This window comes from Motiliproteus sp., from assembly GCF_965230735.1.
Classification (GTDB): Bacteria; Pseudomonadota; Gammaproteobacteria; order Pseudomonadales; family Balneatricaceae; genus Motiliproteus.
Map to the genome: position 1 here is coordinate 1,600,199 of NZ_OZ246016.1, position 21,993 is coordinate 1,622,191.

25 protein-coding genes are annotated in these 21,993 nt (G+C 57.4%); 12 read left to right on the forward strand and 13 right to left on the reverse strand.

All coding sequences use genetic code 11. The annotated features are described in order from the left end of the window. Positions 1 to 130 precede the first annotated feature (130 nt). Complete coding sequence (gabT, locus tag ACO05M_RS07455; protein ID WP_421869638.1) at positions 131 to 1,414, reverse strand: 4-aminobutyrate--2-oxoglutarate transaminase; 1,284 nt, start codon at positions 1,412 to 1,414, stop codon at positions 131 to 133. Positions 1,415 to 1,507: 93 nt separating this feature from the next. Continuing rightward, a complete protein-coding gene (locus ACO05M_RS07460; RefSeq protein WP_421869640.1) occupies positions 1,508 to 2,965 on the reverse strand; it encodes an NAD-dependent succinate-semialdehyde dehydrogenase in 1,458 nt (485 codons plus the stop codon). 216 nt (positions 2,966 to 3,181) lie between these two features. On the opposite strand from ACO05M_RS07460, the gene ACO05M_RS07465 reads away from it, so the two are divergent. Both ACO05M_RS07465 and ACO05M_RS07470 read left to right on the forward strand, forming a co-directional pair. After that, entirely contained in the window at positions 3,182 to 4,138 is a 957-nt protein-coding gene (locus ACO05M_RS07465; protein ID WP_421869642.1) for a LysR family transcriptional regulator, read from the forward strand. A 101-nt stretch (positions 4,139 to 4,239) separates the two neighbouring features. After that, the gene (locus ACO05M_RS07470; protein ID WP_421869645.1) at positions 4,240 to 5,022 is read left to right on the forward strand and encodes a substrate-binding periplasmic protein; all 783 of its coding nucleotides are present in this window, start codon (positions 4,240 to 4,242) and stop codon (positions 5,020 to 5,022) included. 22 nt (positions 5,023 to 5,044) lie between these two features. Here ACO05M_RS07470 and ACO05M_RS07475 read toward each other — a convergent pair whose 3' ends face one another. The 5 genes from ACO05M_RS07475 to ACO05M_RS07495 all read right to left on the reverse strand — a co-directional run bounded on the left by ACO05M_RS07475 (position 5,045) and on the right by ACO05M_RS07495 (position 8,305). Beyond that, positions 5,045 to 5,512 carry a DUF2269 family protein gene (locus ACO05M_RS07475; protein WP_421869648.1) on the reverse strand — a complete coding sequence of 156 codons (468 nt, stop codon included), beginning with the start codon at positions 5,510 to 5,512 and terminating at the stop codon, positions 5,045 to 5,047. Further along, positions 5,512 to 5,919 (reverse strand): DoxX-like family protein, encoded by a 408-nt coding sequence (locus tag ACO05M_RS07480; protein WP_421869652.1) that lies wholly within the window; start codon positions 5,917 to 5,919, stop codon positions 5,512 to 5,514. Before ACO05M_RS07480 ends, ACO05M_RS07475 begins: the two co-directional genes overlap by 1 nt. Next, positions 5,900 to 6,808, reverse strand: coding sequence for a complex I NDUFA9 subunit family protein (locus ACO05M_RS07485; RefSeq protein ID WP_421869655.1), 909 nt, complete (start codon positions 6,806 to 6,808; stop codon positions 5,900 to 5,902). Before ACO05M_RS07485 ends, ACO05M_RS07480 begins: the two co-directional genes overlap by 20 nt. A gap of 71 nt (positions 6,809 to 6,879) precedes the next feature. Further along, complete coding sequence (locus tag ACO05M_RS07490) at positions 6,880 to 7,407, reverse strand: GbsR/MarR family transcriptional regulator (protein ID WP_421869658.1); 528 nt, start codon at positions 7,405 to 7,407, stop codon at positions 6,880 to 6,882. Positions 7,408 to 7,723: 316 nt separating this feature from the next. Then, a complete protein-coding gene (locus tag ACO05M_RS07495; RefSeq protein ID WP_421869661.1) occupies positions 7,724 to 8,305 on the reverse strand; it encodes a gamma-glutamylcyclotransferase in 582 nt (193 codons plus the stop codon). 121 nt (positions 8,306 to 8,426) lie between these two features. Between ACO05M_RS07495 and ACO05M_RS07500 the strand changes: the two genes are divergently transcribed. The 4 genes from ACO05M_RS07500 to ACO05M_RS07515 all read left to right on the forward strand — a co-directional run bounded on the left by ACO05M_RS07500 (position 8,427) and on the right by ACO05M_RS07515 (position 12,587). After that, the gene (locus ACO05M_RS07500; protein ID WP_421869663.1) at positions 8,427 to 8,903 is read left to right on the forward strand and encodes an NfeD family protein; all 477 of its coding nucleotides are present in this window, start codon (positions 8,427 to 8,429) and stop codon (positions 8,901 to 8,903) included. A gap of 2 nt (positions 8,904 to 8,905) precedes the next feature. Further along, the gene (locus ACO05M_RS07505) at positions 8,906 to 9,841 is read left to right on the forward strand and encodes an SPFH domain-containing protein (protein WP_421869666.1); all 936 of its coding nucleotides are present in this window, start codon (positions 8,906 to 8,908) and stop codon (positions 9,839 to 9,841) included. 700 nt (positions 9,842 to 10,541) lie between these two features. Beyond that, entirely contained in the window at positions 10,542 to 11,387 is an 846-nt protein-coding gene (locus ACO05M_RS07510; protein ID WP_114696038.1) for an AAA family ATPase, read from the forward strand. Positions 11,388 to 11,405: 18 nt separating this feature from the next. Continuing rightward, the gene (locus ACO05M_RS07515; RefSeq protein ID WP_421869669.1) at positions 11,406 to 12,587 is read left to right on the forward strand and encodes a vWA domain-containing protein; all 1,182 of its coding nucleotides are present in this window, start codon (positions 11,406 to 11,408) and stop codon (positions 12,585 to 12,587) included. Between the two features lie 24 nt (positions 12,588 to 12,611). Here ACO05M_RS07515 and ACO05M_RS07520 read toward each other — a convergent pair whose 3' ends face one another. Then, positions 12,612 to 13,334 carry a sulfite exporter TauE/SafE family protein gene (locus tag ACO05M_RS07520; RefSeq protein ID WP_421869672.1) on the reverse strand — a complete coding sequence of 241 codons (723 nt, stop codon included), beginning with the start codon at positions 13,332 to 13,334 and terminating at the stop codon, positions 12,612 to 12,614. A gap of 224 nt (positions 13,335 to 13,558) precedes the next feature. Here ACO05M_RS07520 and ACO05M_RS07525 point away from each other — a divergent pair, with 224 nt between their 5' ends. From ACO05M_RS07525 to ACO05M_RS07535, 3 genes are read left to right on the forward strand one after another with little or no spacing between them, the layout of a single operon-like run. Next, positions 13,559 to 13,810 (forward strand): VF530 family DNA-binding protein, encoded by a 252-nt coding sequence (locus tag ACO05M_RS07525; RefSeq protein WP_421869675.1) that lies wholly within the window; start codon positions 13,559 to 13,561, stop codon positions 13,808 to 13,810. Continuing rightward, positions 13,807 to 14,262: a DUF4442 domain-containing protein gene (locus ACO05M_RS07530; protein WP_421869679.1), complete on the forward strand. Its 456-nt coding sequence runs from the start codon at positions 13,807 to 13,809 to the stop codon at positions 14,260 to 14,262. Before ACO05M_RS07525 ends, ACO05M_RS07530 begins: the two co-directional genes overlap by 4 nt. Positions 14,263 to 14,319: 57 nt before the next feature. Beyond that, positions 14,320 to 14,709, forward strand: a complete 390-nt coding sequence (locus ACO05M_RS07535) for an MAPEG family protein (protein ID WP_421869681.1) — start codon at positions 14,320 to 14,322, stop codon at positions 14,707 to 14,709. On the opposite strand, the gene ACO05M_RS07540 is transcribed toward ACO05M_RS07535, so the two are convergent. The 3 genes from ACO05M_RS07540 to ACO05M_RS07550 all read right to left on the reverse strand — a co-directional run bounded on the left by ACO05M_RS07540 (position 14,681) and on the right by ACO05M_RS07550 (position 18,474). Next, positions 14,681 to 15,253, reverse strand: a complete 573-nt coding sequence (locus ACO05M_RS07540) for a GNAT family N-acetyltransferase (protein ID WP_421869684.1) — start codon at positions 15,251 to 15,253, stop codon at positions 14,681 to 14,683. The genes ACO05M_RS07535 and ACO05M_RS07540 overlap by 29 nt on opposite strands. Before the next feature lie 40 nt (positions 15,254 to 15,293). After that, a complete protein-coding gene (locus ACO05M_RS07545) occupies positions 15,294 to 17,186 on the reverse strand; it encodes a bifunctional diguanylate cyclase/phosphodiesterase (RefSeq protein ID WP_421869687.1) in 1,893 nt (630 codons plus the stop codon). 379 nt (positions 17,187 to 17,565) lie between these two features. Beyond that, on the reverse strand, positions 17,566 to 18,474 hold the full coding sequence (locus tag ACO05M_RS07550) for a LysR family transcriptional regulator (RefSeq protein WP_421869690.1): 909 nt from the start codon (positions 18,472 to 18,474) through the stop codon (positions 17,566 to 17,568). 99 nt (positions 18,475 to 18,573) lie between these two features. On the opposite strand from ACO05M_RS07550, the gene ACO05M_RS07555 reads away from it, so the two are divergent. The 3 genes from ACO05M_RS07555 to ACO05M_RS07565 are packed head-to-tail and all read left to right on the forward strand — an operon-like array spanning position 18,574 to position 20,526. Then, positions 18,574 to 19,578: a zinc-binding alcohol dehydrogenase family protein gene (locus ACO05M_RS07555; RefSeq protein ID WP_421869693.1), complete on the forward strand. Its 1,005-nt coding sequence runs from the start codon at positions 18,574 to 18,576 to the stop codon at positions 19,576 to 19,578. Positions 19,579 to 19,626: 48 nt separating this feature from the next. Further along, a complete protein-coding gene (locus tag ACO05M_RS07560; RefSeq protein ID WP_421869695.1) occupies positions 19,627 to 19,917 on the forward strand; it encodes a putative quinol monooxygenase in 291 nt (96 codons plus the stop codon). Positions 19,918 to 19,977: 60 nt separating this feature from the next. Beyond that, positions 19,978 to 20,526: a thioredoxin family protein gene (locus ACO05M_RS07565; RefSeq protein ID WP_421869698.1), complete on the forward strand. Its 549-nt coding sequence runs from the start codon at positions 19,978 to 19,980 to the stop codon at positions 20,524 to 20,526. Here the strand turns inward: ACO05M_RS07565 and ACO05M_RS07570 are convergent. After that, positions 20,523 to 20,753, reverse strand: coding sequence for a GDCCVxC domain-containing (seleno)protein (locus ACO05M_RS07570; protein ID WP_421869701.1), 231 nt, complete (start codon positions 20,751 to 20,753; stop codon positions 20,523 to 20,525). The genes ACO05M_RS07565 and ACO05M_RS07570 overlap by 4 nt on opposite strands. A 67-nt stretch (positions 20,754 to 20,820) precedes the next feature. After that, entirely contained in the window at positions 20,821 to 21,993 is a 1,173-nt protein-coding gene (msrB, locus tag ACO05M_RS07575) for a peptide-methionine (R)-S-oxide reductase MsrB (RefSeq protein WP_421869704.1), read from the reverse strand.

Here is a 21,993-nt window from a genome sequence, read left to right on the forward strand (position 1 = left end):
GTGGGCGATGTTACACCGATTGGATCGATCTAGCAGCCTGTGGGGAGCCAGTGTTTGTGAGAGGAGAGAACCGGAAAAAAAGGGTGAGCCAGTGCTCACCCTTGGTGTCGAGAGTCAATCAGTGCACTGATTAAGCCAGCTCAGCCAGACACTCGGCCAGGATATCCAGGCCTTCGTTGATCAGCTCGTCGCTGATGGTCAGGGCCGGCAGGAAGCGGATCACGTTGCCACGGTAGCCGCAGGACAGCAGGACCAGGCCTTTTTCGTGGGCCTTGGCAACCAGCTTGCCAGGCAGCTCGGCGTTGGGCTGCTCGTTGTCGCCCTCTTTAACCAGCTCCATCGCGATCATGGCGCCACGGTCGGCACGAATCTCACCGATCACATCGGCGTGGTCGCGCTGCATTGCCACCAGACGCTCCTTGAACAGGGCGCCGATCTGGTTGGCACGCTCGACCAGGTTCTCTTCCTTGATCACATCGATAACGGCCAGTGCCGCGGCACAACCGATCGGGGAACCACCGTAGGTGCCACCCAGACCGCCGGGCAGCGGCGCGTCCATTACTTCGGCTTTACCGATCACGGCGGCGATCGGGAAACCGCCGGCGATACCCTTGGCGGAGGTCATCAGGTCCGCTTCAACACCAGCGTGCTCGGCGGCGAAGAACTTACCGGTACGGGCGAAGCCGGACTGGATCTCGTCGATGATCAGCATGATGCCGTGCTCGTCACACAGCTTGCGCAGCGCCTGCAGGAACTCGTTCGGGGCCGGGTAGAAACCGCCTTCACCCTGAACCGGCTCAACGATGATCGCAGCGACGTCGGTCGGCGCGATATCCACTTTGAACAGGGTCTCGAGGCCTTTCAGGGAGTCCTTGACGGAAACACCCAGGGCTTCGGCCGGGAAGGGCGCGTGGAACACATCACCGGGGAACGGACCAAACAGGTTCTTGTACGGGGTGATCTTGCCGGTCAGCGCCATCGCCAGGTTGGTACGGCCGTGGAAACCACCGTTGAAAGCGATTACGCCGCGACGACCGGTGTGGGCGCGGGCGATCTTGACGCAGTTCTCAACCGCTTCGGCACCGGTGGTGACGAAGGTGGTTTTCTTCGGGGTGTTGCCCGGGGCCAGCTCGTTCAGCTTTTCGGCCAGCTCAACGGCTACTTCGTAAGGAGTCACCATCACACAGGTGTGGCTGAACTTCTGAATCTGCTCCTGCACAGCCGCGGTCACCTTCGGGTGAACGTGACCGGTGTTGCCGACCGCAATGCCGCTACCGAAGTCGATGTAGCGCTTGCCTTCGACGTCCCAAAGTTCCGCATTTTCAGCGCGCTCGACATAAACCGGAGCCAGGGTACCCTGGCCGCGGGCGATGGCGTTCTCTTTACGCGCCTGCAGTTCTGCGTTAGTAGTCATCAGTAATCCTCTTTATGATCCTCTGTCTCAACGGACAGTTGTTATATGCACGGCGCGACGACCGGAGTCGCCGCGCACTGATGGGGCGGGCGCTTACTGGTCCAGAGAGCCCATGCAGATGTATTTGGTTTCGATGTAGTCTTCGATGCCGTACTTGGAACCTTCGCGACCGACACCGGACTCCTTCATGCCGCCGAACGGAATCACATCGGAGGTGATGGCCACTTCGTTAACGCCGACCATGCCGTAGTCAACGCCTTCGGACACACGCCAGCTGCGGCCGATGTCGCGGGTGTAGATGTAGGCGGCCAGACCAAATTCGGTGTCGTTGGCCATCGCGATCGCTTCCTCTTCGGTCTTGAACTTCACGATCGGAGCGACCGGGCCGAAGATCTCTTCACGGTAGGCGCGCATGGAGCTGTCGACATCGGTCAGGATGGTCGGCTCGTAGAAGGTCGGGCCTTGCTCGCCGAACTTACCACCGCACAGAAGGTTGGCGCCCTGGGCGACGGTGTCCTGAACGATGCTGTCGATGTCTTGTGCGGCCTTGGCGGTAACCTGCGGGCCGTGGGTGTTGCTCTCTTCCAGGCCGTCACCCAGCTTGTAGTTGCCGACAGTCTCGGCCAGCTTGGCGACGAACTTGTCGTAGATGCCTTCCTGAACCAGCATCCGGTTGACGCAGATGCAGGTCTGGCCTGAGTTGCGGTACTTGGACGCGGCAGCGCCGGCAACGGCTTTGTCGAGGTCGGCATCGTCGAACACGATAACCGGTGCGTTGCCACCCAGCTCCATGGAAACTTTCTTCACAGTCTCGGCGCACTGCTTCATCAGCAACTTGCCGACCGGAGTGGAGCCGGTGAAGGTGAACTTGCGAACGGTCGGGCTGCCGGTGATGACGGCGCCGATTTCGCGGGAAGAACCCGGAACCACGTTCAGCAGACCGGCAGGCAGACCGGCACGATCGGCCAGTTCGGCCAGCGCCAGGGCAGACAGCGGCGTTTCGGAAGCCGGCTTGATTACGATGGAGCAGCCAACGGCCAGTGCCGGGCCCGCCTTACGGGTGATCATTGCGCTGGGGAAGTTCCACGGGGTGATCGCACCCACGACGCCAACCGGCTGCTTAACCACGATACCGCGACGGTCGGTCTGCGGCAGGGCGATGATATCGCCGTAAACACGACGGCCTTCTTCGGCGAACCACTCAATGAAGGAAGCGGCGTAGGCGACTTCGCCACGGGACTCGGCCAGTACCTTGCCCTGCTCGGCGGTCATGATGATCGCCAGGTCTTCCAGGTTGGCCATGATCTCGTTGTACCACTTGCGCAGGATATCGGCGCGAGCTTTGGCCGGCAGTGCTTTCCAGCTCTGCATCGCTTTGTCGGCAGCTTCGATCGCTTGCTCGGTCTCGGCAGCACCGGCCACTTCGATGGTGGTGATCAGCTTGCCGGTGGCCGGGTTGGTCACATCCAGTGTGCCTACGCCCTTGATCCACTCGCCATTAACGTAGGGACGAGTTTTGATCAGGCTCATATCGTTGAGTTGGATGGTCATCGTGGATGTCCTCATGTCATTGGTCGGCAATGCGTTCGCCAGACTCGTTTTTTGTTTGTTGCCTTTATGGGACCGCTTTTGGAGTGTAAAGCGCCCCCACACAGGGCTATGCGCGTCTATTGGGCCATTAAATGCAGAAACACTTTTGGGAAAAATATAATTATTGCTATCTTTACTTTGATATAACCAAAACTAAGTTGTCTCGGTGGTGAATAAATGGGACGTCAAAAGACCCCGCTGTCGCGCCAGCTGGCCGATATCGATTTGAAACTGCTGCGTATTTTTAAAGCCGTGGTGGATGCCGGTGGCTTCTCGGCGGCCGAAACCGAACTCAATATCGCCACCTCAACCATCTCCAATTACATGAGTGATCTGGAGAAGCGTCTTGATATGCGGCTCTGTACCCGGGGCCGGGCCGGCTTCAGTGTCACCGAGCAGGGACGGGTGGTGTACGAGGCGACCCAGGAGCTGATCGAGGCGCTGGAACAGTTCCGCAACCGGATCAATCAGACTCACCATCAACTGCTGGGCGACCTGCATGTCGCCTTGGCTGAACAGGTGATCTATGTCCAAAACAGCGGCCTGGTCGATACCCTGCGCGAATTTAACGAGCTGGCGCCGGGGGTAAAACTGCACCTGCATACCCAGGCTGCCGAGGCGATTCCGCCGATGGTGGCGGACGGCAGTATGCATGCCGGTATCGCGATGTTGCTCTATCCGCAGCCGCAGTTGCGATGCGAGCAACTGTTCGACGAGCGGATGGCGCTCTATTGCGGGCGGGGACACGAGCTGTTCGGCGCGCCGGATAACCGTCAGACCCTGGAACGACTCAACGACTGCAGTTTTATCGAATCCTTCCGGATGCGGGCCGGGCATCAATTCGACCCGGCGATGGAGCACTGGCGTACCCAGGCCTCAGCGGTGCATCAGGAGTCGCGCTTGGCGCTGATCCTGTCGGGTAAATTCGTCGGCTATCTGCCGGGCCATCTGGCCCAGCAACAACCTTGGCAGTCGGATCTGCACCCGCTGCTGACCCGCCAGTTCGGCTATACCAATACTTACCAGTTGATGATCCGTCCCCAGAATCTGCAGAACCGGATTCTGTCGCTATTCCGTGAGCTGTTGCTCAAACATGCCCGGCCGCCGGAAGCGCCGGTGTTGCACCCGATGTGATCGGGCCAGATGGTAGGCCGACGCTTCGGTCTGGAAAATATCAACCGCCCATATAAGCTTCGCTAGGACAGATTGTGACTCATAACTCAGGGTTTCGACTCTTGAAATCGGTACCAACCCGGATAAGCCTGGTGTTATTGCTGGGAGGGCTGCTGGGGCTTTCCCGCTTTGCTGATGCCGCCTGCTCGAAGACGATACTGGTGGCCTATGATGACTGGATTCCCTACACCTACACCCAGACCGATGGAACCGTGGTCGGTCTTGATGCCGAAATTATCGCCGAGCTGATGAAACGGGCAGGCTGCGACTACCAATACAAGCAGGTCTCTTCGAAGCGGGCTTTTATCGAATTGAAGAACGGTGCGGTCGACATGCTCCGAGGGGCTTCGATCACCGAGGAGAGAAAGAAACTGGGCTGGTTCACCGAGGCTTATCGGCAGGAAGAGATTCGCCTGATGGTTCGCAAGGGCGAGTCGCAGGAATATCCGCTCGATAGCCTGGCATCTATTATCGGCACCGATATTGTCATCAGTGCCGGGCAAGGCTGGTATGGCCCGGAATACGCCGAACTGATCCAAGATGAGCGTTTTCAACAGCAGCTGCTGATCACCCATAGCAATGTTCAGCGGGTGAAAATGTTGGCCCGCAAGCGCGTCCATTTGATGCTTGGCGATCCGGTCAGCATGATTCACTCGGCAAGAAACTGCTGCGATGCGGCCCAATTCGAAATCCACCCGTTGAGCCTATACCGCGGAGAGGTCAGCTTTTTACTGGGTTCCCAATCGCTACAAAAGAGCGACAAGGCGGCCATCGACTCGGCCTTGGAAAGCATGAAGCAGGATGGCACGCTCCGCGCAATCATCGATCGTTATTCCCTCAACTGATAATTGAGGTTGCGCGCTGATCCTAGATTGTGGGTTTGAAAACCATCAGGCCGAAGACGATGGTCATCGCGATGAAAGCGGGCACTCCCAACCAGAACCAAATTCGCGCATAACGATGATACTGTCGGGGTAGTTCCTGATTGAGGTTATTGGCTTCGGCGGCCAAATCCCGCATACGGATCTGGAGCCATACCACCGGCAGCCAGCAGCAACCAGCGATAAGGTAAAGTCCGATGGTAAGGACAATCCAAAGTTGATCGAGTGGGTAGCCCAAGATTTTAACCAGCCAGAATCCGGAAAGCGGTTGAATGATTACCGTGGGGGTGGTGAACATCCAGTCGGCTAGCACCACGATTCGGTTAGTGCTGGCAATGGTACTGATATCACCGCTTCGATCTGCCATCCACTTGTAGTAAGCGCTTCCGAGCCCCGTCCCAAACAACAGTGTGGAACTGAGGATATGGATCACTTTAACCAGTGCATATTCCATTATTTCCTTTCCTCCAGAATGAGCAGGATCATGGTTGAAACCAGTAGTGGGAGGTTCTTGGTGAGTGCGCCAAAGGGATGTAGCCACTGCGCTGGAAGCCAGACTGTAATGATGGCGCTGTATACCAAAATGATGACAATTTGGATTCTGCCTATTAGATGCAAGCGCACCGAAAATAATGTGGCAATCCCCAGCAGGGTATCCATCAGTGCAGCACCGTAAAGAAACGCGGGTTGCCAAGCGGCTTCTATACCGATTTCAGCCAGTAGCCCATAACTGAGCTCAGCCGGGTAGACGAAGGCTGAGATCAGACCAGTGAATAGCCACAGTAACCCGATGCTGATGCGCAATAAGGGAGCCAGAAAATAGAGTCCGGCAAACCACCGATCAGCCTGTCGTGAAGGCATGTCGCCTAAGGCCTGTACTCTTGGGCGTAAAGCCAAAACGGCTGACAAAGGGTTGTACTGACGCGGTATTACCCTCGCGTAGCATTTCGACTGTGGCTGCCGTGAACGGCGAATCTCCAAGCGGTCCGGTAAGCTTTGCTGCGTATAAGGCGAGCCCATAGGGAATCGATAGTGTTCTCCCGGCAGGAAGTCCAAGCCATGCGCGAAGCTGTTGGTACAGGCACCGGATGGAAACTGGTTCCGGTCCTACCATCTCAATGTCCGCCTGCAGAGGGCTTTGCGAATCGACCAGATCGATAATAGCCCGGGTCAGATCGTCGATATGGATGGGCTGGATTACCTGCTTACCACTGTCAATCAAGGGAACCACCGGGAGAGCGGCCATGGCGGTAAACAGGCTCATGCTTTTGGCCCCTGGCCCATAGACAATGGATGGCATCACCACCGCCCAGTCGAGACGGGTTGACCTTAGGTATCGATCTGCTTGGAACTTACTGCGATGGAATTGGCTCACGCTATGCTCGTTGGATCCCAAAGCCGAGACTTGGATAACCCGTGCTATGCCTCTGACTTCGCAGGCTTTAAACAACGCGATGGGTGAGTCAGCATGAAGTGCGTCGAAAGATTGCGACTTGGTTTGCCTAACAATACCGACAGTGTTGATGACAACATCGATACCTTTCAGTCGATGTAACCAGTCCTGCACTGACAGGTCCTTAGTGAAATCTACTCCAAACGTCGTTATTCCCGGCGGGTATCTAAGGGTTCGTTCATTTGGACGTACACAGACGACCACACTATGCCCCTGTTTTGTTAGCGCCCGAACCAGATGGCTACCGATAAATCCTGTGGCGCCGGTTATTAGAATACGCTTGCTGTGTCTCTCCATTCCAAAGCTCCTTTTGGTTTGTTCGTTAATTTCTGTATAAACAGAAATTATTAGGCAAAAATAATGGGAGACTATTTGCCTCCCAGAAATCCCTGTACTTTGGCCCCGAGCTTGATCAGCTTTTGGAGTGTTGATCGGGGCAGAACTTTAATCTGGTTATGCCAGGTATCCAGGCCCTCCATGAACTCAAGCACGTCTTTGATACGCTCCTTCACTTCGGCCGGTGTCTGCTTATCCTCATCACTTTCCAGAACACATTCTCGAAGGACCGTTAAGGTTGGATCGAGCTCTCGTTGTTTGCGACCTTCCATGATTGCATAGAACAGCTCCCATGGGTCTTTCATTGTTTCGAAGTGATCGCGGCGATCGCCTAACAGGTGGACCACCTTCACCAGCCGCCAGGCTTGAAGTTCTTTGATACTGGTGCTGACATTGGATCGGGCAACGCCTAGGGTTTCGGTTATCTCCTCGGCATTCAGCGGCTTCGAGGAAAGGAATAACAGAGCCTGTATCTGGGCTACTGTCCGATTAACTCCCCAGCGGGTTCCCATCTCACCCCAGTGCAGGATGTACTTTTCCATAACCGGTGTAAGTGTCATTACTTTGTTCCTGTAATTTCTGTTTTTACTGAAACTAGTGTATGGGTTTGCAATTGTCAAATATTGACAACCACTTTTCGTAAGGCATCAGGTTTTAGTTGAAAAAAAACCGCCGCCCGAAGGCAGCGGCAGAAAGGATCATAACGGTACGGGAGCCGTTATGCGGTGTGCTCACCCCATAGGAGCGACCAACAGAGCCGTCGTTACTACAACGAACGGTGACTATCTCGGAGTGATAGCCACCCCTTCAGCATAGGCGTTGTCCAGGGGCCGACTCCATACCCCGAATAGGGTAATTCGAGTTTTTCGGTGCGGGCTACAGCTTGGTGGCGATTTCACTCAGGTGGGGATCGTGCAGGCCCAGCTGGTCCAGGTGCTCGATGGTGTTGAGCAAATAGTCGCGGCTGGAACCGCTGATACCGACCGCATCGCGGACGTGGCGGGCGCATTCGGCAGGGCTTAGGCGACCGGCGTACTGAGAGGTGGCGCGGTCAACCACGAAGGTCAGACCGTTGACGGTCGATTGGCCCCGGTAGGGGCTCTCAAGCTGCAACGGATGAAAGCGGGCATGATAGATCGGCGTCGGCATCTCGCGGGCGAACAGGTAGTCGGCGATCGCTTGCTTCTGTTGCGGATCGACCCGGTAGGCGCAGCCGCGGCAGGAACCGCCCCGGTCCAGCCCCAGCACCATGCCGGGATTCTCGACGGTACCGCGATGGGTGTGGGACCAGACACACAGTGAGCGGTGATAGCCGTACAGCCGGGCCGGTAGCCGATCGGTAAAGTCAAACCCGGGTCGCCACAGCAGCGAGCCGTAGGCGAACACCCACAGATCGCCCTCGGGCAGCTCCGGACAGATGGCGTCGGGATGGACCTGTAGGCGGGTGTCGGCGTGCATCAAGAAATTCCGTTGGTCAGGGATATACCTTCAAGTACAACTACTTTAAAGTTCAATGCGTTAATTGCCAAATGGGCCGGAGCGGAACTGTTTCCGGCATTGACCGAGGAGTAGCGCAAGGATGGGTTGGGAAATAGAAGCCTGGCACCTGTGGTTGCTGGCCGGCATGGTGTTGGCGGCGATGGAGATGCTGGGATTGGCATTTGTGGCTTTGGCCCTGGGGGTGTCCTGTATCGCCGGCGCGGTGGCGGACCTGGCGGGGGCGTCGCTGACGGTACAGATCGCATCGACCGCGTTGATGGCGATCCTGTTGACGCCGCTGTTTGTCCGCTGGTTTCAGTCCCGCAAGGGCGGCGATGACAAGATCAGCCTGGTGGGCGAGAGTGGTAGCGGTGGCCAGATCTGTACCCTGCTGGAGCAACAGGGTCGGATCGGGGTCAAGATCAAGGGGGATTTCTTTCCCGCCGAATCCGCCGATGGGCGTGAGCTTACGCCCGGCCAGCGGGTCGAACTGCAACATTTCAGTGGTATCACCGCGATGGTGTGCCCGCTCGATTCGGATTCAAACGGGTCCGACGATTCCGGCAAGGAGCCATAATCATGATTGAAATTACTCCGGTTACTATTCTGATCGCGGTCTTTGCCGCAGCGATCATCATCTTCCTGGCCAAAGGCCTGGTCATCGTGCAGCAGAGCGAGGCGATGGTGATCGAGCGTCTGGGTGAGTACTCGCGTACCCTGGAGCAGGGATTGCACCTGCTGATCCCTTTTATCGATCAGCCGCGACCGATCCAGATGCGCCGCTACCAGACCCTGGACGGGGTGCAGATTCCGGTGACGGCGCTGACCACTCGCATCGATCGACGTGAGATCGTGGCCGACTTCCCCAAGATTCCGGTGATCACCAAGGACAACGTTACTGTTTTGGTTGATGCGGCGTTGTACTTCCAGATCATCACGCCCAGGGATGCGGTGCTGGCAGTGGAAAATCTGATCCAGGCGATCGAAACCCTGACCCAGACCTCACTGCGCTCCAAGGTCGGTGAGATGGAGCTGGACAAGCTGCTGGAGAGCCGTGCTGAGATCAATAACGCCCTGACCGTGACCCTGGACGAAGCCGGCAACAAGTGGGGCACCAAGATCAACCGGGTGGAGGTGCAGAACATCATCGTTCCCGAAGAGGTGGAGCAGGCGATGCGCAAGCAGATGAGCGCCGAGCGTGAACGACGTGCCACCGTAACCGCCGCCCAGGGGGAAAAGGAAGCTCAGATCAACGTTGCCGAAGGTGAGAAGCAGGCCGCGATCCTGCGCGCCGAAGGCCAGCGCCAGGCGATCCGGACAATCATGGAGGCGACCGGTACCACGGTGAAAGAGGAGCAGATCCTCAGCTACCTGATCGCGCTGGAATACATGAAGACCCTGCCGTCTATCGCCAAAGACGGCGAGCGGGTGTTCCTGCCCTATGAAGCCAGTTCGCTGCTGGGGTCGATAGGATCGATTAAGGATTTGTTACCGGGGGCTTCGATCAAGTCTTGATCGGGGTTTGCTCGTTGACGGCAGAGTTGCTCGGGTTTGAGTGCTCTGCTGTTTTTGTTTCTGGCTGATTTTTTAGCTGACTGATAGTTCTTATTGCGCTCTGCCGAGCGCCTTCATTCTTTGCTCATAGCGGCAAAGAACGAAGCAAGAAAACGCCTAGCCCGATGACTTGGCCCTACGGGCTACCCTGCGCGTTGGCTTGTAAAACGGGCACCGATGGAAACTCGGCCTCCGGCCTCAGACAGCCATCGTCGCTGATCCGTTTTTCAAACCAGTGCTCGGCTTCGTCAAGGGCAGTTGAGTCCGTGCTAGCCGATCTATCGAGCTTTCAGCTCCACATTTTTTTTCAGAATAAACTCCAACTCCCCCTTTTGCGCCGATGAGCACTGCAGCCTGGCAATGGAGATAAGCGATTTATGTCTGAGAGAGCGAAGCGAACGAGTTCAAATCGCGGCCATTGACGGGTGAAGCGCGCAATGAAGTCGGCAACGCCGACCCAGCAAGTGGGGCGTTTTTTCTTTGCTTCTGTTTCTTTTGCACGGGCAAAAGAAATGAAGGCGCCCGACAAGGCGCAACAGAGTCTATCAACCCTCGCAGTAATCCAGAACGACACCAGAACCCTCTCCCAGTTAAAGACTTCAACAAAACTTCTGTTAGACTACGGGTTTTCCAGTATTAAACCCGAGTGGGGAGCTCTGTTATGCGCTTTGAAGGCACCGACCAATACGTCGCCACCGATGACCTGCGAATGGCGGTCAACGCTGCGATTACTCTGCAGCGTCCGCTGCTGGTTAAGGGTGAGCCGGGTACCGGTAAGACGATGCTGGCCGAGGAGATCGCCGCGGCGCTGGGTAAGCCGTTGCTGCGCTGGCATATCAAGTCCACCACCAAGGCGCAGCAGGGCCTTTACGAGTACGATGCGGTGTCGCGGTTGCGGGACTCGCAGCTGGGGGACGACCGGGTCCATGACATTGCCAACTACATCAAGAAGGGGATGCTGTGGGAGGCGTTCGGATCTGATGAGCAGGTGGTGCTGCTGATCGATGAGATCGATAAAGCCGATATCGAATTCCCCAACGACCTGCTGGTCGAGCTCGATAAGATGGAGTTCTTTGTTTACGAGACCGGCGAGCGGATCCAGGCCAAGCAGCGCCCGATCATCATCATCACCTCCAACAACGAGAAGGAGCTGCCGGACGCCTTCCTGCGACGCTGCTTCTTCCACTATATCCAGTTCCCTGACAAGCAGACCATGGAACAGATCGTCGAGGTCCACTTCCCGCAGATCGAAGCCCGGCTGGTGCAGCAGGCGCTGGAGGTGTTCTTTCAGGTACGTGAGGTTAACGGCCTGAAGAAGAAACCGTCCACATCCGAGCTGATCGACTGGCTCAAGCTGTTGATGGCCGACAATATTCCGCCGGAAGTGCTGGCTGACCGCGATCCCACCAAGGCGATTCCGCCGCTGTACGGCGCTCTGCTTAAGAACGAGCAGGATGTGCATATGCTGGAGCGGCTGGCGTTTATGGCCCGTCGTGAGTCTCGATAGCCATCCAGGAGCGATCTGATGCTGATCGACTTTTTCGGCGAGCTGCGCAAGGCACGGGTGCCTGCCACCCTGAAAGAACTGCTGTCGCTGCTCGAAGCGATCGAGGCCGGCTTCGCCTTTGCCGACCTGGAAGCGTTCTACCTGCTGTCCCGTACCTGCCTGGTCAAGGATGAGAAATATTTCGACCGCTTCGATAGGGCGTTCGGCGCCTATTTCAGCAACCTGACCAAGCTGGAAGGCGAAGGTCTGGTGGAGGCGCTGATCCCGGAAGACTGGTTGCGGGCCGACTTTCTGAAGCAGTTGTCGGACGAGGAGAAGGCCAAGATCGAGTCGCTGGGTGGTTTCGACAAGCTGATGGAAACTCTCAAGCAGCGCCTGGAAGAGCAGCAGAAACGCCATGCCGGCGGCAACAAATGGATCGGCACCGGCGGCACCTCACCGTTCGGTCACAGCGGCTATAACCCTGAAGGGATTCGGATCGGCGGTGAGAGTCGCAACAAACGGGCGGTCAAGGTGTGGGAGAAGCGCCAGTTCCGGGATCTGGACGATAGCGTCGAACTGGGGACCCGCAACATCAAGGTGGCGCTGCGCAAACTGCGCAAGTTCGCCCGCACCGGCGCGGCCGAAGAGCTGGACCTGGACGACACCATCCGTTCCACCGCCAACAACGCCGGTTATCTTGATTTGAAGATGGTGCCCGAGCGTCACAACGCGGTGAAGGTACTGCTGTTCTTCGATGTCGGCGGCTCGATGGATCCGTACATCCGTCAGTGCGAGCAGCTGTTCTCGGCGGCCCGAACCGAGTTCAAGCATCTGGAGTATTTCTACTTCCATAACTGCCTCTACGAGAAGGTGTGGAAGAACAACGTCCGTCGTCAGAATGAGTCGATTCCGACCTACGATCTGCTGCACACCTACGGCCCCGATTACCGGGTGATCTTTATCGGCGATGCGTCGATGTCACCCTACGAGATCGCCTATGCCCACGGCAGTGTCGAGCATTGGAACGAAGAGCCGGGACAGGTCTGGCTTCAGCGGGTACTCGATACCTGGGATAAGTGCATCTGGCTGAATCCGATGGCCGAGCAGTACTGGAACTACACCCAGTCGATCGGCATGATCCGCAAGCAGTTTGAAGGGCGGATGTATCCGCTGACGCTGGAAGGGATGGAGCAGGGCATCAAGACGCTGTCTCGATAGCGCTTGAGGGCTTAAACGAGACCTCTAATACAGGCTGCGACCGATCAGCAGCAGTGCGCTGAGACTGGATAGAATCAGCACCGCGGGGCGGGCGTAGCCCTGATCGATAAAACCGGCCAGCCGCGGTGAGATCAGATAGCCGATCACAAAGCCCGGCACCAGAGTCAGGCCGGAGATCAACTCGGCCTGGCCGAAGCGACCGGCCCAGTGCAGCAGCGCCAGCATCATCAGCGACGACAGGCAGTACAGAAGCGCCAGCGTGGCCCTTAGGGTCGGACCACTATGGTGCTGATACAGCAACGCCAGCACCGGCGCGCCGATACCGGCGGCGGTTCCCATCACCCCGGACAGCAGTCCTGCACCGAAACAGCCGCCGACGCTGAAGTTGAAGCGGGGTTGTCGCAGGCTCAGCCCCACCGCCAGCAGGATCATCACCCCGAACAGTAGCCCCAGCTTTTCCAGCGGCAGCTTGGCCACCGTGGCCGCGGCGACCACCGTCCCCAGCAACAATCCACCCAGCAGCGGCTCGAATCCTTCGAAATCGATCTGCTGCCGACCGGCGATCGCCATGGTGGTCGACAATGCCAGACTGGCGAAGATCATCGGTCCGGGCACCAGGCTCAAACTCAGCATCGCCAACAGCGGCACCACGATCAAACCGGCGCCCAGCCCGGTTGCCGCCTGCAACAGGGCGCCGCTGGCGACACTGAGTGTGGCGATGGCGAAGTGGCTGAGGGTCCATTCCATGGTGGCTTTCGTTCTGGTGAGCAAAACTAGAGTATACCCACCCCGGAGTGACAATTTGGCTCGACAGCGGCTGTGATCCGGCGTTTTTTGTACTGGAGCGGATGGGGGAAAAGTCTCAAGATCGTTATTTAACCGCCCACCACGTCTTTAACCGGACTTCAGCGTAGCGCATCGTGGCCGTTGACTATCAGTCACTCAAACCCAACGAGGCGAACAACAGAACGATGAGTACCGAACAACCCAACAACCCCCTGCACGGCATCACCCTTGAGCAGATCGTCACCAAGCTGGTCGAGCATTACGGCTGGGTCAAACTGTCCCAGCGGATCGATATCAACTGCTTTAAGAAGGATCCGTCGATCAAATCGTCGCTGAAATTTTTACGCAAAACCCCGTGGGCCAGAACCAAGGTCGAGGATCTGTATATCTCCACCTTTGCCAAACAATCGCCCTGGAAAAACACCAAGATACGATGAACCTGTCACCCAATCGCCTCCGAAAACTGCTCAACTTCTACCCGCCCTATCTGGGGGCCGGGGTCAAAGTGAATTACATCAGCGAGGACTGGAGCGAACTGCACGTGTCGATGGCGATGCGCTGGTACAACCGCAATGCCGTGGGTACCCACTTCGGCGGCAGTCTCTACTCGATGATCGATCCGCATCTGATGTTACTGCTGATGCAGCAGCTGGGCCGGGACTATCTGGTGTGGGACAAGGCTGCCGAGATCGAGTACATCAAGGCGGTGAAGGGCAGGGTCAGTTCGGTGATTCGGGTGACCGAACAGCAGCTGGCGCAGATCAAGGCCCAGACCGCCGAGGGTGACAAGCACTACCCGGAGTTTTGGCTGGAGATCCTCGACGAGAGCGGTGAGCTGGTTGCCAAGGTGAAGAAGATCCTCTACGTCAAACGTAAGGCGGCTGCCTGAATTTGCCCCGTTAACAACGAACTCAGCATTCCAGGGCTACCCAGGAGATAACGGACCATGTTGATGATCACCCCGCTGTATGCCGGACTGCTGGCGCTACTGTTTGTCGGCCTGAGTGTTCGCACGCTGTTGTTGCGACGTAAGCTGCGGGTGGCGGTTGGAGACGGTGGCGATAAGGCGCTGCTGAGGGCGATGCGGGTCCATGCCAACTTTGTCGAATATGTGCCGATCAGCCTGATTTTAATCGCGATGCTGGAGCTGAGTCAGATCAGCCCGGTGGTCGTTCATGCGCTGGGACTCTGCCTGCTGCTGGGACGGCTGAGCCATGCCTACGGTGTCAGCCAGCTCAAAGAGGACTTCCGTTTTCGGGTCTTCGGCATGGCACTGACTTTTGCCGCGTTGGTCAGTGCCGCCTTTATCAATCTGTTGCAGGCGTTGTTGGCCTAATCGAGGCTGTGTTCTGCTGCAGCCAGCGATGCCGGGTTAGTCGGTAAAGATGCACCGTTCGCTGGTGAAAGTCGGTCTTTGCGTCGAGGTGCAAACCTGCCTTCTGGGCCACCCGTAGGGAGGCTAGATGGTCCGGCTCGATGATGGCCACGATCGAATCCACCGGGTAGTGTCGGAACGCATCGTCGATCATCGCCCGGGCCGCTTCGGTCGCCAATCCCCGGTTCCAAAAGTGTTGCGCCAGGCGGTAACCAAGGTTGATCTCGTCCCGTTCAGCGACCCTCTCCACGCCGACACCGCAAAACCCCACCAGCTCGCCACTGGCTTTATCGATCAGCGCCGACGGTCCGAATCCTTGCTCGGCATAACTGGTCTGACACCAGCGGATAAACCGGTGGGTTGCCGGCTCGTCACAGACACCGCGGAGAGAGTGTTTCATCACCTGCGGATCACTCAGTATCCGGCACAGGGGTTTCAGATCGGTCAGCGTTAGCGGGCGGATAGTCAGTCGCTGGGTTTCAATATAGATAGTCTGATCCTCCATGGATCTTCAGGCCCGGGTCCCTCGGGTGAACAGATAACGCTCAGTGTGCGGTCCGGCTCGAGCCGATATAGTCGGCGTCGAAAGTATCCGCCGGCACCGGTACACCGTACCAGTATCCTTGGCCGTAGTCGCAGTTCTCTTGCTGAATGAAGCGGTGATGTTGCTCGGTCTCAACCCCTTCGGCGATCACTTTGAGATTAAGTTTGCGAGCCAGTGCAATGATGGCTCGGGCCAGTTCCCGGTCCTGGGCGTTGCTGTGGGAGTCGGTGATGAAACTACGGTCGATCTTGAGGGTGTCGAAGGCGTATTTCTGCAGGTAGCTCAGTGATGAATAGCCGGTACCGAAGTCATCCAACGACACACGGATGTGCAGGTCGCGCAACTGTCGCAGTACGATCTCGGCCTGATAGCTGTCCTGTAGCAGTACCCCTTCGGTGACTTCCAATTCCAGGCTACGGGGATCGAGATCGTAGCAGCGCAGTAACTGGTCGATCTGCTGAACCAGCCTCGGGTCACTGATCTGAATCGGTGAGATATTGATGGCGATGCTGAATGGGCGACCGAGCCGGTCCTGCCACTGCTTGGCCTGCTGAATCGCCGAACGCAGCACGAAGTTGCCGATCTCGTTGATCTGCCCGGTCTTCTCGGCAATAGCGATAAACTGCTCCGGACCGATCGTGCCCAGTTGTGGATTATTCCAGCGCAACAGGGCTTCGGCTCCGATGATCTGTCGACTCTGGACCGATACCACCGGCTGGTAGTGGACCGAGAGTTCACTATTGCGCAGCGCGTCGACCATATAGGACTCGAGCTGATAACGCTTATCCAGCTCGGCTTGAGTCTGTTGGCTAAAGAAACAGTAGGGTTGATCCTGCTCTTTGGACACCGCCATTGCGGCGCTGGCTTTCTGCAGCAGGGCGAGTGGCTCGGTGCTGTCGGTGGGGGCGACGGCGATACCGGCGTTGAAGCTCAGCGAGATTTGGTGATGGTCGATCTCGAACGCCGGGCTTAGCCGCTGAGTCAGCTGTTGCAGCAACTGCATCGCCGCATCGGTGGCAGCTGCGCAGGGTAGCAGGATCAGGAACTCATCGCCGTTACCTCGGGCCACGCTGTGCTCGATGGTCAGACCGCTCTGTAAGCGCTGTCCCAGGGCTTTGAGCAGCTCATCGCCGATCATATGTCCGTAACTGTGATTGACCGACTTGAAGTTTCGCGGACCCAGGCAGATCACCGCCAACTGCTGACGAGAGCTGGCGTAGTGCTGGATCATGTTGCCAAGGGTATCGGTCAGCGAGGCGCGGTTGGGCAGGCCGGTCAGTGGGTCGAAACGGCGGTTGTGCTCGAGCACGCTTTCAGCCGCATTGCGGCGATCGATTTCGCTGGCTAGCCGATGGTTCAGCTTTTCCAGCTCGACGGTCCGCTGCTTGACCCGTTGTTCCAGTTGTTGATTGTTGAGAATCAACTGGTGCTGTTGATAGAGGATTTTAAGATCCGCCTCGAGGGTTTCCCGGAACCGGGCCAGCAGCTCCTTGCTGCGTCGGTTGTAGTGATTCTCCTTGCCGTCGAGCATACAGAGGGTGCCGAACGGCTGCCCGTCGGGCCAATTCAACGGCAGGCCGTAGTAGGAGATCATTCCCAGTTCGATATCCGGATTCTGATTCCAGTCCTGGTCGGTCAGCGCATTGGGAACCAGCAATTCCTGGCGGGTTTGAATCACGGTTTCGCAATACAGCCCGGTATTGAGATTGGCCATCTCGTTGACCGGATAGGGGTTACCGTCGCTATGACTGGTGGCAAAAACCTCAATCTGCTGCTCATGTACGCGCATCACCAGGGACGCAGGAATCTCGGCGATCTCGGCGATCAGGTCGACGGTTTTCTGCCAGTGCTGGAGCATCTGCTCGGGTACTGCGAGTTGTCGTGTATCAATCATGCCGATTTACTCTGCCGGGCGGGAATGGGTTATCGGCTTGAAACCTCGTCGATACTGATCCTCCTCAATCCCGTTGGGTTTGTCAGTTGCGGACTTTCTTATATTAGAAGGAACAAGTAATTCTTAGCATCTGCCCAGCTAAAAATACAGCGATGTCGGATCACCGGCTTGAAATAGGTCGGTGGCGTTGGGGATAAATCCGGATTCTCAGCGGTTGGAGGTCTTGAGGCTATCCCCAATATCTGTGGATAAAATTGGGGATCGGCTCGGGGTAGTAGCTGGAAGGCCAGGTTTCATGGTGCCTGCAGCGGACTGAGCGAAAAATGTTCGGGTCGGGACGCGGCATGAATAGGCTGAGTTATCAACTACTTTCAGCGGTTTAATTGTCGCGGCTATTGGACAGCAGTTCGATGCAACGTTGGCGCAGCAGATCACGAAGCATCAGCACCGCCGGGGTGACCTGACGGCGGCTGGGGCAGATCAGCCAGACCTTCAGCGGCGGTGATTGAAAACCTTTGAACAGCTGTACCAGCCGACCGTTTTGAAGATCCATCGCCACATCCAGCCTCGACTTGAACAGCACGCCCTGGTCGGCCACCGCCCAGCGTCGAACGATCTCAGCATCGTTACTCTCCCGATTCCCCTTTACCTTGACCCGATAGCGCCCCTGATCGTCATGAAACTCCCAGGTGTCATAGAGCCCCTTGTCGAGTCGATAGAGCAGGCAGTTGTGCTCGCGCAGATCGTTGGGGTGCTGCGGTTCACCTTGTTTGGCCAGGTAGCCCGGCGAGGCACAGGCGACCCGATCCACGGTGGCAATCTCGAACGCCACCATCGTCGAGTCCACCAGCTCACCGTAACGCATCGCGACATCCACCCGGTCCAGATAAAAGTCCGACACCGAGTCGCCGACGCTGAGACTCAGGGACAGCTCCGGGTGTTGCTCCAGCGCTTGATCGAGCCAAGGCAGCACCAGGTTGCGCCCCAGGTCTGATGACACCGAAAAGCGCAGCCTCCCGGCGATCTTTCCTTGGATGCTGTTGATCGAGGCTTGGCCGTGCTCGAGGGCTTCCAGTGCCTGGCGACAGTAGAGCAGGAAATGCTCGCCCTCGGTGGTGATCCGCAATTGCCGGGTGCTGCGGATAAAAAGCTGGGCTCCCAACTGCTTCTCCAGCCGCTTCAGGGCGGCACTGGCGGCAGCCGGACTGATATCCAGTTGCTGGGCCGACGCGGTGATACTGCCGCTGTCGGCGGTGCGAACAAACAGGTTCAGATCGGTAATATTCATTATCAAAAATAATTTGAAAATAATTAAATCATAGCGTGGTTTTTAGTGTAGTAAGGCTGAGCCAGAATGTCGCCCTCAATCATTGAGGAGGCAACAATCATGAAAGCCATTGGATACACACAGGCCGGTTCCATCGACGCAGCTGAATCGTTGATCGAATTTGAGACCGAACAACCCACCTTGGGGCCACGGGATCTGCTGGTCGAGGTACGGGGTATTTCCGTCAATCCGGTCGACGTGAAGGTTCGCGCCAACGTCTCGCCGGATCAGGGCCACAAAGTGATCGGCTATGACGCGGCTGGCGTGGTCCGTCAGGTCGGCAGCGAGGTGGAGAGCTTTCAACCTGGCGACGAGGTGTTCTACGCCGGTGATATCACCCGCCCGGGTACCAACGCCGAACTGCATGCCGTGGATGAGCGGATTGTGGGGAAGAAGCCGAAATTGCTGGGATTTGCCGAGGCGGCCGGTCTGCCGCTGACCTCGATTACCGCCTGGGAGATGCTGTTCGATGCTTTCGGTTTGAAAGAGGGCGAAGGCGAAGGCGAGGCGCTGTTGGTAATCGGTGGCGCCGGTGGGGTGGGATCGATTCTGATCCAGCTGGCCAAGCAACTGACCGGTCTGACCGTGATCGCCACCGCGTCACGCCCGGAGACGATCGATTGGGTTAAGAAGATGGGCGCAGATCATGTCATCAACCACCGCGAATCGCTGGTCGATCAGGTTCAGGCACTGGAGCTCGAACCTCGCTACGTGGCTGCGCTCACCAACACCGACGATCACTTTGGCGCCATTCTGGAACTGATCAAGCCCCGCGGCCACGTGGCGGTGATCGATGATCCGCAGGTGCTGGATATCAAGCCGGGTAAGATGAAGGCGCTCAGCTTCAGCTGGGAGTTTATGTTCACCCGCTCGATGTTCCAGACCGACGATATCGACAAACAACACCAGTTGCTGAGCCGGGTTTCGACCTTGATTGATGAGGCCAAGCTGATCTCCACCGTGACCAACAACCTGGGGCAACTCAGTGTAGAAAATCTGAAACGGGCCCATGCACACCAGGAGAGCGGTCGAGCGATCGGCAAGCAGGTGCTGAAAGGTTTTTAACCGAGCCTTCCATTCCAACCAATCCAGTGCAACACAAAAGGATCCACCATGAGCCAACTGACCATCGTCGCCAATATCAAAGCCGAAGCCGACAAGATCGAGCTGGTGAAGGCCGAACTGCAAAAGCTGATCGCAATTACCCGTGCCGAACCCGGCTGCATCAACTACGATCTCCATCAGGACAACGACAACCCGGCCCACTTCCTGTTCTACGAGAACTGGGAATCCCGCGAGCTGTGGCAGGCCCATATGGCGAACCAGCATCTGCAGGATTACCTGGCCGCCACCGAGGGTGCGGTGGCGGAGTTTACCCTCAATGAGATGAGCCGGATCGGCTGATTTGCCCGAGGCTAACGATAAACGGCAGCCGCTTCTGGCTCACAACACAAGGAGACGAAGATGCTATTGGATACCCCGGTTTGCGATTTCGGTTGGAAAGCGCCGGAATTCAGCCTTAAGGATGCGGATGGAAAACTTCATCGGATGAGCGATCATCTGACCGAGAAGGGGCTGCTGATCGCCTTTATCTGCAACCACTGCCCCTATGTACAGCGGATTGCCGAACGGTTGGCGGCCGATACCCGGCAACTGATGGACGAAGGCTTCGGGGTGCTGGCGGTGATGTCGAATGATTACCGTAGCCACCCGCTGGATGCGCCGGACAACATGAAACGCTTCGCCGCCGAGCAGGGTTTTGGCTTCCCCTATCTGGTCGACGAGGACCAATCGGTGGGGCGCGAGTACGGTGCGATCTGCACGCCGGACTTCTTCGGCTTCAACGGTAAGGGCGAGCTGCAATATCGGGGTCGATTGGATGACGCCAAGATGGGCGATAGCGCTGACCGGCAAGCCGAACTGCTCAGTGCGATGCGCCAGATCGCCAGCACCGGGCAGGGGCCGCAGATTCAGCATCCCAGCATGGGTTGCTCGATCAAGTGGCGGGATTAGCGCTTAGTAGTTTCGCTTGCGCAGCAGGGTTGCTGTTGTTGGATCGGCGGGCAGGGAACGTCGCCGTAAGAGCAGAACACGCAGCAATCACCGAGCAAGGGTTTGAGCAGCGTCTCGCAATGGCTGCAGGCGTGGAAAAAGAGGCAGGCGTTGGTGGGCATGGTTAGCCGCTGACAGTGCCCGCAGCGCGGGCAGGTCAGGGTCGATTCCAAGATCAGTGTGGTCACCGGACACCTCCTTGGATAATCAAAGCGCCTGGGACCACAGGTCGCGCAGGCGCAGGGTTTTCATCCATTACTGAAACAGGGCGGCGTACTGGCCGTAGCCCTCCTCTTCCAGCTTCTCTACCGGCACGAAGCGTAGTGCGGCGGAGTTGATGCAGTAGCGCAGGCCGGTCGGCTCCGGACCATCCTTGAACACGTGACCCAGGTGCGAGTCACCGTGCTTGCTGCGCACTTCGGTGCGCGGTAGCAGCAGTTTGAAATCGCGCTTCTCAACGATGTAGGCGGACTCCAGCGGCTGGTAGAAGCTCGGCCAGCCGGTGCCGGACTTGTACTTGTGGGTCGAGGAGAACAGCGGCTCGCCACTGACGATGTCGACGTAGATGCCCGGCTGCTTATTATCCCAGTACTCGTTGTTGAACGGCTGCTCGGTGCCTTCGTGCTGGGTGACCTTGTACTGCAGTGAGGTCAGTTTCTGCTTGATTTCACTGTCGCTGGGTTTGCTGTAGCTTGCCTCGTTCATCATCTTCTTCCCGGTTTTTTCAGGTTGGGCTGATTTCACCATTGCCGTCGGTTCAGGCGGCGGCAGCTTCAGATCCTTACCCCAGGTTTCTTCCAGATACTGGTCGCGGCCGGAACCGTGACGGTAGAAAGTGTAGCGGATCGGATTCCGGTCATAGTAGTTCTGGTGATAGCCCTCGGCCGGCCAGAAGGTTTCCAACGGCAACAGCTCGACGGTCAGCGGCTTATCGTAGCGACCACTTGCCGCCAGGGCCTGCTTGGACGCTTCGGCCTGCGCCTTCATCTCTTCGTTGGAGTAGAAGATAGCTGGACGATACTGGGGGCCTCGGTCAACAAACTGGCCGCCGCTGTCGGTCGGATTGATATGGCGCCAGTAAACCTGCAGCAGGTAGTCGTAACTGACCTTGGTCGGATCGTAGTAGACGATCACCGCCTCAATGTGGCCGGTTTGTCCCGCTGAAACCTGACGATAGGTGGGGCGATCTTCTTCACCGCCGGTATAGCCCGACACGGCTTCGATCACGCCATTGACCTTTTCGAAGTCGGATTCGGTGCACCAGAAACAGCCCCCGGCAAATACCGCAGATTCGGTGCCTTCGGGCAATTCCGGAATCTCGTAGTTGTTGGCCGCGCGCATCGTGCTGGTGTAGGCCAGGCCGGCACCCAGAATCAGGGTCGCGAGAACGCCGGGAACACGGCCGGAAAAAATGGAAAGCAACTTCAT

Excerpts from the sequence above, each read along its gene's own strand:
- ACO05M_RS07500 (WP_421869663.1), top strand. The coding sequence starts at position 8,427 with ATGGGTTGGGAAATAGAAGCCTGGCACCTGTGGTTGCTGGCCGGCATG.
- ACO05M_RS07510 (WP_114696038.1), top strand. The coding sequence starts at position 10,542 with ATGCGCTTTGAAGGCACCGACCAATACGTCGCCACCGATGACCTGCGA.
- ACO05M_RS07540 (WP_421869684.1), bottom strand. The coding sequence starts at position 15,253 with ATGGAGGATCAGACTATCTATATTGAAACCCAGCGACTGACTATCCGC.
- ACO05M_RS07460 (WP_421869640.1), bottom strand. The coding sequence starts at position 2,965 with ATGACCATCCAACTCAACGATATGAGCCTGATCAAAACTCGTCCCTAC.
- ACO05M_RS07495 (WP_421869661.1), bottom strand. The coding sequence starts at position 8,305 with ATGCACGCCGACACCCGCCTACAGGTCCATCCCGACGCCATCTGTCCG.
- ACO05M_RS07550 (WP_421869690.1), bottom strand. The coding sequence starts at position 18,474 with ATGAATATTACCGATCTGAACCTGTTTGTTCGCACCGCCGACAGCGGC.
- ACO05M_RS07475 (WP_421869648.1), bottom strand. The coding sequence starts at position 5,512 with ATGGAATATGCACTGGTTAAAGTGATCCATATCCTCAGTTCCACACTG.
- gabT (WP_421869638.1), bottom strand. The coding sequence starts at position 1,414 with ATGACTACTAACGCAGAACTGCAGGCGCGTAAAGAGAACGCCATCGCC.
- msrB (WP_421869704.1), bottom strand. The coding sequence starts at position 21,993 with ATGAAGTTGCTTTCCATTTTTTCCGGCCGTGTTCCCGGCGTTCTCGCG.
- ACO05M_RS07525 (WP_421869675.1), top strand. The coding sequence starts at position 13,559 with ATGAGTACCGAACAACCCAACAACCCCCTGCACGGCATCACCCTTGAG.
- ACO05M_RS07465 (WP_421869642.1), top strand. The coding sequence starts at position 3,182 with ATGGGACGTCAAAAGACCCCGCTGTCGCGCCAGCTGGCCGATATCGAT.
- ACO05M_RS07520 (WP_421869672.1), bottom strand. The coding sequence starts at position 13,334 with ATGGAATGGACCCTCAGCCACTTCGCCATCGCCACACTCAGTGTCGCC.
- ACO05M_RS07555 (WP_421869693.1), top strand. The coding sequence starts at position 18,574 with ATGAAAGCCATTGGATACACACAGGCCGGTTCCATCGACGCAGCTGAA.
- ACO05M_RS07530 (WP_421869679.1), top strand. The coding sequence starts at position 13,807 with ATGAACCTGTCACCCAATCGCCTCCGAAAACTGCTCAACTTCTACCCG.
- ACO05M_RS07480 (WP_421869652.1), bottom strand. The coding sequence starts at position 5,919 with ATGCCTTCACGACAGGCTGATCGGTGGTTTGCCGGACTCTATTTTCTG.
- ACO05M_RS07560 (WP_421869695.1), top strand. The coding sequence starts at position 19,627 with ATGAGCCAACTGACCATCGTCGCCAATATCAAAGCCGAAGCCGACAAG.
- ACO05M_RS07505 (WP_421869666.1), top strand. The coding sequence starts at position 8,906 with ATGATTGAAATTACTCCGGTTACTATTCTGATCGCGGTCTTTGCCGCA.
- ACO05M_RS07545 (WP_421869687.1), bottom strand. The coding sequence starts at position 17,186 with ATGATTGATACACGACAACTCGCAGTACCCGAGCAGATGCTCCAGCAC.
- ACO05M_RS07565 (WP_421869698.1), top strand. The coding sequence starts at position 19,978 with ATGCTATTGGATACCCCGGTTTGCGATTTCGGTTGGAAAGCGCCGGAA.
- ACO05M_RS07490 (WP_421869658.1), bottom strand. The coding sequence starts at position 7,407 with ATGACACTTACACCGGTTATGGAAAAGTACATCCTGCACTGGGGTGAG.
- ACO05M_RS07515 (WP_421869669.1), top strand. The coding sequence starts at position 11,406 with ATGCTGATCGACTTTTTCGGCGAGCTGCGCAAGGCACGGGTGCCTGCC.
- ACO05M_RS07485 (WP_421869655.1), bottom strand. The coding sequence starts at position 6,808 with ATGGAGAGACACAGCAAGCGTATTCTAATAACCGGCGCCACAGGATTT.
- ACO05M_RS07535 (WP_421869681.1), top strand. The coding sequence starts at position 14,320 with ATGTTGATGATCACCCCGCTGTATGCCGGACTGCTGGCGCTACTGTTT.